The organism is Dolichospermum sp. DET69 (assembly GCA_017355425.1).
Classification (GTDB): domain Bacteria; phylum Cyanobacteriota; class Cyanobacteriia; order Cyanobacteriales; family Nostocaceae; genus Dolichospermum.
This window is the reverse complement of the sequence record CP070234.1, coordinates 189,550-200,795: the sequence shown is the minus strand read 5'-3', so window position 1 is coordinate 200,795 and position 11,246 is coordinate 189,550. Positions and strand designations below refer to the sequence as shown.

The following is an 11,246-nucleotide window of genomic DNA, read 5'->3' as shown; positions in this document are numbered from 1 at the left end:
TGATTGTGGTTCACCTCACAGCTTTCCTCTAAGTTAAAGGCAAATATGAATCATGCCAATCCACCTATTGACTATTTTTTTGCAGCAATTTTTATCCAGTTTTATCCAGTTGGCTATTTTTTTTCACAAGCGTTGATCAAATCGTTCCTTTTTTAATCAAAATTTCGATTCCAAAAATGTGCCATTTCAACGCCAATTAAGTGCCAATACTACGCCATGTTTACGCCAATGTTACGCCAATTAAGTGCCAATACTACGCCATGCTTACGCCAATATTACATTATTAAGTACATTATGTATATATTTAACCTGTCAATAAAAAGCCTTATTGATAAAATAATGGTCAAAAAAAGCCAATCCAACGCCATCTCAACGCCAATTGAATGCCAACTCAACGCCACTCAAATTGTTGATTCGAGCAGTCGAAAAGAACGTTGGGTGAGTAGCAAGCTATGTCGCAATGTGCATCTCTAGGATGCAAAAAATTTGCCCTGGTCAAAAAGCAGCGACAAACTTGCCCTCCTTTCACGGTTCCCCTACCTCAGTAGGTTAACCACCGTGACGGAGGGAAAGATGATACGAAAAAAATCAAACTCAACGAAAGCAAGATTCACTTTTAACATCAGTTGCAAAAAAACAAGAAAAAATATCCACTTGGCTAATGACTGATTAATTTGCATATTTCAAAATGGAAATACAAAGATATGTTTGAAATAATTTAAGCGATGCCTCAAAAAGACCGCACAATTAGATTTCATATCTGCCTCACACTAGAAGAAAAAGAACAGGTGCGACAAATGGCAGCAGAAAACAGCTTGACGATGGCAGAGCTATTCCGTGCCAAAACCATCAAAAATAGATTGCCCCGGCGTGTCACCAAAGTGGCAGGTCAAACTTATTGGGAGTTGGGGAAAATCGGTAATAACCTTAACCAAATCGCTAAAGCTATCAATACATCGGTACTCATGGGTGAGCCAGTGGTTGTTGATAGAGGATTGTTGGAACAGGTAAGAAATTTGGTAAAACAAGTGCGACGAGAGATTGCTGAAATTGATTTAATTACTGATATACAAGATGAAGCGTAAATTATGCACTATCAACTCTTTTATTCCTTACGGAATAAGATAAAAACGAGTACAAGAAGGTGTAATAAAAAAGGATGTTAACTTAATACTCTTAAAGCTAAAGCTGCTAAGTTCTCCGAATAAGCGAGGTTTTATGATTGGCAAGCACGTCAAAGGTACAAGTTTCCGAGGACTACTAAACTACCTTTTTGGTAAAGAGGGAGCAAGACAAATCGGTGGGAATATGGAAGGAACAAACCCACGGGAATTAGCGGCTGAATTTGGTATATCTCGAAGATTAAATCCAAAGGTAAGTAGGGCTGTTTATCATGCTTCTCTCAGCTTGGCTCACAACGAACACTTAGATGATGATACTTGGGATGAAATCACCCAAAAGTATCTGCAAGCAATGGGTTTTGATATGAACCAATATGTTGTAGTACGACACACTGACCGAACTCATGATCATGCCCATATTGCCGCCAGTCGCATTCAATTAAATGGCATTACAGTTTCTGATAGTTGGGACAACCCCAGAAGTGAAGCTGTGATTCGCAAATTAGAGAAAGAATACAATTTACAATCAGTACAACCTAGCTGGGAAAAAGATCAACACAGTCCAACTACTGGTGAACGTAGGCAACTTGCTAGGACTGGAGAAGAAAGCGTGAGAGTTAAACTTCAGCGATCGCTCGATGCAGCAACCTATGACCGCCCAACTATGCCAGAGTTAATAGAGCGATGCCTTAGACCGACTTCACCAACGCAACAACAAGGAATTAATGTCTGTGTCAGCTATACTCGCACAGGCAAAGTCAAGGGCATTAGTTAGTGCGATTCGTTGTTAGCTGAATCACGGTATCCAGCCCGTACATAAGCTAACCAACCCAACTCTAGTAATAGAGGAAAGGTTGAACTCTCGGTCTGATATGGGTGTAAGTCCCATCTACCAGACTCAGGTATGACTCCCTATCTGCCTACGATGACCCGACTCGGTTTCGGGAGGTCGAAGCTAGGAACAGGGCGCAATCAGATATCCGTTGTGGGGTGACACTGGTGCTAATGGGGAGTTCCTACGGTGAAACAGAGCCTCAAAAAGCAACTTATGCCTAAGCAGGACACAACAATAAAACCTGACTTCATTAGAGCTAAAAACCCCGCCGAACCTTTAACTAAGTATCGGCAAGAGTCCAGGGGTTCTAATAGTTGAAATGGCTACACCTAACGGAACTAACAATCAACCGAGGGAACGAATAAAAACGGGTTGATGGTCTAAGGGCGGTCGAACCCTAAGTAGGCTGGACGAGCAGCGGAAATCCCTCAATTCGGGTAGGACAGACCGTAATTGGTCTGAGGTGTTCAGAATACACAAATTGGAGCAGAGCATGATTGGACACAGAGACAACTCTAGTGAATCTTGGAAGACGTTACCGTGGAAGAAATTCCGCCGTAACTTATTCCGCCTACAAAAACGAGTGTATAAAGCGGTTCAAGTTGGAGACAAGCGTAAAGCAAAGTCCCTACAAAAGCTGATTCTGAAATCAACCGCAGCAAGATTACTGGCTATCCGTCAAGTATCACAGCTAAACGCTGGGAAAAAGACCGCAGGAATTGATGGCAAAAAGTCCCTTACCTTTAAGGAACGCTTCGAGCTTAATGAACTGCTAAAAGCATCCGTTAGCAACTGGAAACACCAGCGGCTAAGAGAAATACCTATCCCCAAAAAGGACGGTACTACCAGGATACTGAAAATCCCTACTATTGCGGACAGGGCATATCAGTGCCTTATCAAGTACGCATTAGAACCAGCACACGAGGCAACGTTCCACGCATACAGCTACGGGTTTAGGACAGGACGCTCGGCACATGATGCACAGAAAATCCTGTTTAACAATCTACGTTCAGCTTGCAATGGAAAAGATAAACGAGTTATAGAACTCGATATCGAGAAATGCTTCGATAGGATAAACCACACTGCCATAATGGATAGACTCATCGCTCCTAAGAGCATAAGACAAGGAATTTTCCGATGTCTCAAAGCCGGAGTCAACCCAGAATTTCCTGAACAAGGAACACCCCAAGGGGGCGTGGTAAGTCCACTTTTAGCCAACATCGCCTTAAATGGGATTGAAAGTATTCATAGATATCATGTGATATCTAAGAACAGAATTACAGACAAAACCTCAAGGGAACAGATTATAGAGCCAACAATCCGTTATGCGGATGACATGGTAATAATACTCAGACCCCAAGACGATGCCACAGAAATACTTGACAAAATCAGTCAGTTCCTAGCAGAGCGGGGAATGAAAGTCAGCGAGAAAAAGACAAAGCTAACCGCCGCGACAGATGGGTTTGATTTCCTCGGCTGGAACTTTAAAGTCCAGAAAAACGGAAAGTTTAGATGTGTCCCTTCAGTGGATAACTTTAAGGCTTTTCGCAAGAAAGTAAAACACATCGTCAACAACTCGAATTATGGTGCTACCACAAAGGCGGAGAAATTAGCCCCTGTAGTTAGAGGTTGGAGGAACTACCACCGCTTCTGCAAGATGGACGGGTCAAGGTTCTCCCTATGGCACATCAATCACAGAGCATTTAAGGTATTCAACAAGGAAACTAAACAGAACCGCCTTACTAGCCAGGTGCTAATAAAGAAGGCATTCCCAGCAGTCCCTTACTCCGAAAACAAACATATCAATGTCAAAGGTGAGAAATCACCCTACGACGGAGATTTGAGTTATTGGAGCGAGCGTAACAGCAAGCTCTATAACAACGATACCTCTAAAGCCCTTAAACGGCAAAGCCATAAATGTGGTCATTGTGGACTGAAATTGCTCAATGATGAGAAGGTACATTTACATCATATAGATGGAAACCATAAGAATGGTAAACCTAAAAACCTTCTAGCAATTCACGAAAGCTGCCACGATTATACTCACATGAGCAAACGCAAAAGCTAAGAACGTCGGAAGCTGGGTGCAGCGAAAGCTGCACGCCCAGATTTAACAGAGAGGGGCGGGAAATAATATTCCCCCTCGACTCTACCTAAACTTGATGGTGTAGCTTTCAGTGGTACACATCTCGGTAAAGCATATACTTTTCCTGGTTTACAAAAGCATCGTGGTGTCAGCTATATTCCCAAGCGGGATGATAAACGCATCCAAAAACTGATGGAACAAACTGTTGAAAATGCTACATCCAATCAGTCAAAACCGGATGAGCAACACATTCAAATTAAATCAAATGTTAAAAATAGCACAATAAAAGTTTCTTCACCACTGGATAACAAACACATTGAAATCAACCAACTTGTTGAGAATTCAACACCACCTATCAACCAAACAAATTCTTTACCAACACCAGAACCTGCCAACTGGGAACAAACACGCCAAAACTTAAACCAGCAGTACCATTTACCCATTGCTCTACTCAATGAATTGTATCAAAAGGGTTGGTTATATTCCAATCAAACAGGTCAACCAGTATTTGTAGAACGCACACTTGATAATATTCCCACTCAAGCCAAGCAGCTAGAACCAACAGGTGAATTTACTGCTATTCCTCTCAACTCTGAAGCAACAAAAAACGGTAGTTTTTGGATTGCTACGGATACCACAGTCACAAGAGCGGTGTTACTCAGTGACCCTATCGAGGTTCTGTCTGTCATTGCCTTAGAATCAACTGTTGACAAAAAACAACAACAATCAACGTTGTATTGGAGTGTAGGTAATCACGAACAAATACCTTTAGAATTTTTACAGTCTCTTGATACAGTGATCATCGCTTTTAAAGATCATGAGAAAAATGAAGACTTGATATCTGAGATAATAGCTGAACTACCACAATCCAAACGAGTTTCTCCCGGTCAAGCTGGTTGGAATAAACTGTTAACTGACAAAAAACAACCAGTCAAAAAGCAGCAAATCACACAAACTTTAGATTGGGAACTTTAAGTATATGCAGGGAAATACTGAATATTTTTCGAGATAATACTCACTTAGACTACAAAGAGATACTCAATTTTGGTATCCACTACTTTTAGGCGCATCTAATCAAAAAACACACAACGCTTGTGGGAACAAACTTTAGATACAGTTGGTTACAATCTTTAATTTTGATTAACGTAAGTAATATGTATCAAAGCGAATTATTTTTGTTAATCGTTAAATAAGTATTAATGCAAAATGCTATGTTAGGCATTAGTATTTAGAAAAGAAGTGCTATTTTCACATCATTAATTTTTTGATGTCACAATGTTAACCGTGAAAGACCTACCTACTGATTTTCAACTGCCGCCGCACAACGAAGCGGCGTTAGAAGGACTTAGGGAAGCAAAAAACGTTGATTCCGCTGTTGTTCTAGCAGCTAGTGGTTCAGCAATTGCTACAAGCACAATCAGCCCGGCTGGCTGGTTGCTTTTTGGACTGGCTTACAAGCCATTGGTCAGGGTGGAAAAGATTGCGCGACTAGAAAAATTAACAACCGTACTGTTGGAGGAGTTTAAAAGCAAAGGAATACAAGTTTTTCCAGTCATTCAGATTGAAGACAAGAACCCTATTGACTTGTTTATCAGGTTTCCGCGCAAAACTCATCTATTTATCTCCATTCGTTCGCGGGGAGATAGAAAAGTTGTCTATAACGAAACTAGAGAAGCTTTGCAAATTAGAAGAAAAGATAAGCATGGACTAAAGGTATGGACACCCTGCCCTCTAGTTGAATTAGCAGATTATGAAAAGTGGCTTGACAAAAATAGAGCCTTATTTGGGATGTCCTCCCGTGAAGCTCAAAAGACACCCACAGCTAAAGTTTTAGTTTTATGGCCTCCTACCAAAGCAGTCACAAGTCACAAAGACCATCTTTATGCTGAAGTAGGAAATATGAAAATTCTAGCTCTTAGGAGAAAAGGCACTGCGTTTGTGATCCAAAAAGAAGAAATAACCGAGTTTATTACAGCTTGGTTAACAAAATACGAATAGATTAAAATGCGAAAACCTCACGTCCCGGTGGGACAACAAGGTTTTCAAAGTAGATTCCATCATGGAATTGAAGCTATTGGAGGGGGGTATTGGGTTGACAAGCCTAATTTAAATATCCCTGTTAGTTATCTTATCTCAAAAAAGTTGAGATGTAAAACCAGAAGAACACTGATTTTACAAATAAATAAGATTTACGCAAAAATAGTGTGTATTCATTATTGCTTCCGCCTTCGGACAGCGTAATCGTCACAGTATCAAACGGATATTTTTTATACGTCATGCGTAAGTTCTAATGAAAAAGCGATTCAGAAAAATTACTTACTTATATTTCTGAATATTCGTCTAAAAGATTACTAATAAGGGATAACTCCAATAGCTTCAATTCCTCCAACACAATTACTGGAGGATTAGCTATCATGTCACAACAACAATTTAACAACTCATCAGAACCACAAACCCCAAACGCTAAACAACAAGTTGATAACCAATTAGAACCGCAACAAGCAACGGTTCAACAGCATTTTCACAACTTATCAGAATCACAACAACCCCACGTTCAACAGCAGCAGCAGGGGGAAAGAGAACAGGCTTTTGCCGTTAGCGTAAGCCGAACGGGAGCAGGGGGAATATCTCCTTCCTCGCTGACGTGGAACAAAGTGGAACAGAGGTCACAACCCAGCACTTCTTTAAGTGGCTTATATGCAGGTGGAGTACAATCGCCGTTTAAATATCCCGTTGTACCTCCTTTCCCTCCACAACAGTCTGTTTTTGAATCTAGTACCAAGATCGAACAACAGCTAGAACCACAACAACCAATCATTCAACAGACTCATTTTACACCACGGTTACAACCAGAGCCTATCCAAAACGACAGAATCAAATTCGCTTTTAACCCCACTGGTAAAGATAAAAACTGGGATTTTCGGAAACTAGCAGCCAACTTCCAAGACAGAACAGGTACTATTTGGGATGTAGCTAGGCACGTAGAAGAAGGACACGCCTTATGTGCTGGTTTACTTGGTGGTCAATGGCGGAGTAAATCTCATATAATTGGTTCTCAGTGGTTATTACTAGATATTGACAACGCCGCAACTTGGTCAGATGCAAATGGTAATCCATTAGATGAAAATGGTATACCAATCAAGATTAATAAAGCCTGGGTAGATATTAACGGTAATGTGATTGAAAAATCAGATGGTAGACAAGCCAAAAAAATCTACCAACATCAGCTAAATTTAGACGAAGCAATAGAACATCCGTTTATCAAACAACATTGCGCGTTAATCTACACCACAGCCAGTCATAAACCCGGCTGGGACAAATTTCGACTAGTATTCGTATTACCTGAATATGTTCAAGGTGCAGAGACAGTAGAAGTGTTAACGCGCTACTTAATGAAGCATCTGCCCCATGACCCCGCCTGTAAAGATGCTTCACGAGTGTTTTATGGCAATAGCCAAGCCACATTCCCCTTAATTCAATCTCATGTCAGACTACCTCAATCTTGGATAGATGAAGCTGTAACCACCGCTTATCAAGAAAAAATTGAATACGAAAAACGGATAGCAGAAATTACAATCCGTCGGCTACAATTTCAAGAACGGGCAGAAGCTAACAACTGGGATATTGATCAACTAATTCAACAAGCATTAACTTATATTCCCACACGAAGTCCTGGCAGCAACAACTACAATGAGTGCCTAAATGTATTAATGGCACTAACTTCTCATTATGGTGCTGTAGATGCGGAAATTATAGGAGAACAGTGGAGTCCTTCGATTAAGGGAACGAGTTGGAATATTCGAGACAAAATTAGGAGTTTTCGCAGTCGTTCTGGTATATCAATTGGTACGCTATTTCACATTGCTAAAGAATATGGGTTTAGATTTCCCTCAGTTGAACGGAATATTGTTAATAGTAATTACCAAGATCAGGAATTTAATAAAAGCCTACACTCCAGCATCACAGATCCCATAATCAGCAAACAAGAATGGCTTGCTAAACACGGTATAAAGAGAGACTTTCAAGAATTTATCCAAACCTTAATCACTGTCACTAATAAAGCTCAACGGTTAATAGGTAATATAGTTTGCCCAATAGAACCAACTATACTTGTCGCCAACAACAACCTCGACGTTGATATTTGGTTTACCTCAAATCAACGGACTCACACTTATGTAAATGCAATCAAATCAGGTCATAAATTCATCTTAGATTTATCACACGCTGGTGCTGGTAAATCTTATACGGTGGGGGAATTTATGCCAGAACAGTTTGGAGTCAATATGCTGTTTTACCTCAGCAACGAACATCGTAACCCCACTGTAGCAACTATTGAAAACTGGACTGATTTACCAGTCCGTCACGATGGACTAGTGGCAGATGCTAACAAACTCACACCGTTAGGCAATCCCCAAGTCCACTGGCCTCAATTAGGGGAGGAAACCAATGTTGAGGGAACTTGTCCTTTGACACATTTATTTAATGCTCTGGCAAATAAAGGATATAAAAAAGAAACATCCGCAGAAGCCAGTCTTAATCCTATCTGCAACGGCTGTAAACTCAGAGCTAATTGTGCGGGTAGAGATGCTGCTGGTAATGCCCTGCCAAGAGTCAATGGTTCTACGTTTCGACGTGATAGAAGGGAGGCATTAGGTTCTAAACGAATTCGTGCCAATATCAACTCCCTACCTCAAGCCAAAGATATGATTGAGATGAAGGCAGGTGGTGTTGTTGATGAAGCTTCCAGACAAATACAACCTGTGGAATTTATCAGGGTTAGTTCTAAGGATTTTGACTCTTCGATGATGGAGGTGCAAACGCTATTACCCGCAGTCTATGACAAAATCAAAGGTTTGGTTCTACCATTGCGGGGACTGCTGACTGGAAACATCCCCCGTGTGCAGGAAACTTATCATGGGTACAATGATGAATTAATCCGGGATTTATTAGGGGAAATTCCCACAGATATCCCAGAAATTATTGCGGAACTGGAAACTATTGCTCCAGATATTGAGGAATTGGTACAACAAGCTGATAGTATTACGTTAGATGGGGTTGATAAGAGCGATCGCGCAAATATCAGCAGAAAAACCTTGAAATTAATCCGTAGTCACCTCAATAAACAAGCTGCTCAAGAAACTTACAGGAATATCGAAAATTTACCTGTGAGATGGTTAATTCCCCTGCTAGAAATCATTGGCGACATTAAACCAGGGTCTTTACGGGTTAAGAACAAACAGTTAACTATTTCTACTAAAAACACCCGTCATGTTGATGTTCTCAAAGCTTTTGAGTTTGTTTTCTTGATGGATGCTACTGCTACCCGTGACAATATGGCTATGCAGTTGGGGATTAATCCAGAGGAAATATTGGTGATATCGGAAATCCCACCTGATTATAGTAATCTGACTATTCACCAAATTACGGGCTTTGGATTGCTGAATAAAGACCGTAGCGAACCGTTAAAAGAACGAGTTACGGCATTAAGAAAAGAATTAGATTTGCGTCATGATGGCAATATTGCTTACATAGACCACTTAGCACATAAAAACAAGGGTGATGGATATTGGTTTGTTGATAATCGTGGTAGTAATGCTTATGAAAATAAGCAAGCTATTTGTAGTTTTGGTACTCCCTATCAAGATATTGGAGCATCTGAACAAGCTTATATAACTTTAACGGGAGATAGAAGTGTTGGTAAAGAGAATGAAGCTTTTCAAGAGGTGATTAATCATCTGGTTCAGACTGAGGTTGTGCAGTGTGTAGGTAGAACTAGAGCTAATCGCAGGGCAGAGCGGGTAACTTATTATGTGGTTAGTGAGAAAGATTTGTCCTATTTAGCGGACTATTACCCTAATGCTAGGTTCATTAAGTCTGATGCTGTTGATATTTGTCCAGATGCCGGAACGGAAATCCAACAGACACGTAAGGGCATATTAACAGCATTCAAGCAACTGGTGGCAGCAGGGGTGACAGATTGGCAGAAGGTTCGTCAGGGGGTATTAGCTAAAGCTGCTGGGATTTCTCAATCCTGGCTCAGTCAAGTTGCTAAGAAGTATTTTGGGGGGTGGAACAGCTTTAAAAAATTATTACTACTCCTATATAACTCTCTTTATAGGGTTAATAATAATTCTTTGGAGGTTTTGACTAAGGAGGAACAGTGGTTTATTGATGAGTATTTACCTCTGCTTAAGTATGACTGTGAAGGCGGGGGTGAATCGGCGGAAATGATCATTGAAGATGTGATTACGTTTAGTGAACATCTTGGCTGGCAAGGGTTTTCTAGGGCTGTGAATGCAGCGACGATAGAAATTAAAGCCTTTTTAATTGCCTGTTTGATATCTGTGTTGCCGCAAGAGATTCATGATGAGATTAAGCGATACTTGGTTTTGCACTTAGTTAAAGTAGAACCTGAATATTAAGTTTCTACTTAAACAACCTGATTTTTTATAGTTGGATTAAAGCAATACCATATTGCGATGTAGCTTGCTGCTCTTTTTTATGAGTGGGAGCAATTTCTTTTTGTTAAAAAGAAGTACATTGTAGCATAATGGGCTGTTTTAAAAATCCTATAAAACACCTTATGGTTGCTTTATGGGGACTTTGTATTAATTATTTTGAGCGATCGCTACCTATTCCATCTATCACCCTATGAATTATCCTAAAATTAGATAAATTACAATTGTAAACTTGTTTATGAGTGTCTTAATACCTGATGATATTCTCCGAGCCAGCAAAATGACGGAAGGGGAACTAAAATTAGAAATCGCTATTATGCTTTATCAGCAAGAAAAAATTAGTAGTGGTAAAGTTCGTGCTTGGACTGGACTCACAGTAATTGAGTTTCAACATCAACTTGTTTTACGGGGACTTTGTATCAATTATGATGTAGAGGATTTTCAATCAGATGTCGAAACTCTAGAATCTATATAAACTAAAGATTAAACCGCAGGAGAGATCATGAGTTATCAAGACATTATTACGATTGAATCTGGAAAACGCAGTGGAAAACCTTGTATTCGAGGAATGCGTATAACTGTGTACGACATTTTAGAATATTTAGCAGGTGGGATGACAGAAACCGAAATTTTGGAAGATTTTTCAGAACTGACCTCTGAAGATATTAAGGCTTGTCTTGCTTTTGCTGCTGACCGAGAGAAAAAGTTATTTGTTGCATCTTTATAAAATTCCTATTAAGAGATTT

The 11,246-nt window shown here is 40.2% G+C and carries 6 protein-coding genes and 2 pseudogenes; all 8 read left to right on the top strand.

What is annotated here, in order from left to right; all coding sequences use genetic code 11:
* The first annotated feature begins 797 nt into the window (after positions 1–797).
* The 8 genes and pseudogenes from mobC to EZY12_27520 all read left to right on the top strand — a co-directional run bounded on the left by mobC (position 798) and on the right by EZY12_27520 (position 11,227).
* Positions 798–1,085: a plasmid mobilization relaxosome protein MobC gene (mobC, locus tag EZY12_27555; GenBank protein QSX71028.1), complete on the top strand. Its 288-nt coding sequence runs from the start codon at positions 798–800 to the stop codon at positions 1,083–1,085.
* Positions 1,086–1,218: 133 nt separating this feature from the next.
* Positions 1,219–1,893 (top strand): annotated as a pseudogene (locus EZY12_27550) (relaxase/mobilization nuclease domain-containing protein).
* 556 nt (positions 1,894–2,449) lie between these two features.
* On the top strand, positions 2,450–4,024 hold the full coding sequence (locus EZY12_27545) for a reverse transcriptase N-terminal domain-containing protein (GenBank protein QSX70946.1): 1,575 nt from the start codon (positions 2,450–2,452) through the stop codon (positions 4,022–4,024).
* Between the two features lie 87 nt (positions 4,025–4,111).
* A pseudogene (locus EZY12_27540) lies at positions 4,112–5,017 on the top strand (relaxase).
* 300 nt (positions 5,018–5,317) lie between these two features.
* Positions 5,318–6,040 (top strand): hypothetical protein, encoded by a 723-nt coding sequence (locus tag EZY12_27535; GenBank protein ID QSX70945.1) that lies wholly within the window; start codon positions 5,318–5,320, stop codon positions 6,038–6,040.
* A gap of 416 nt (positions 6,041–6,456) precedes the next feature.
* Positions 6,457–10,464: a PriCT-2 domain-containing protein gene (locus EZY12_27530; GenBank protein QSX70944.1), complete on the top strand. Its 4,008-nt coding sequence runs from the start codon at positions 6,457–6,459 to the stop codon at positions 10,462–10,464.
* 274 nt (positions 10,465–10,738) lie between these two features.
* The gene (locus EZY12_27525) at positions 10,739–10,975 is read left to right on the top strand and encodes a UPF0175 family protein (protein QSX70943.1); all 237 of its coding nucleotides are present in this window, start codon (positions 10,739–10,741) and stop codon (positions 10,973–10,975) included.
* A gap of 27 nt (positions 10,976–11,002) precedes the next feature.
* Positions 11,003–11,227, top strand: a complete 225-nt coding sequence (locus EZY12_27520; GenBank protein QSX70942.1) for a DUF433 domain-containing protein — start codon at positions 11,003–11,005, stop codon at positions 11,225–11,227.
* The last annotated feature ends 19 nt before the right edge of the window (positions 11,228–11,246 follow it).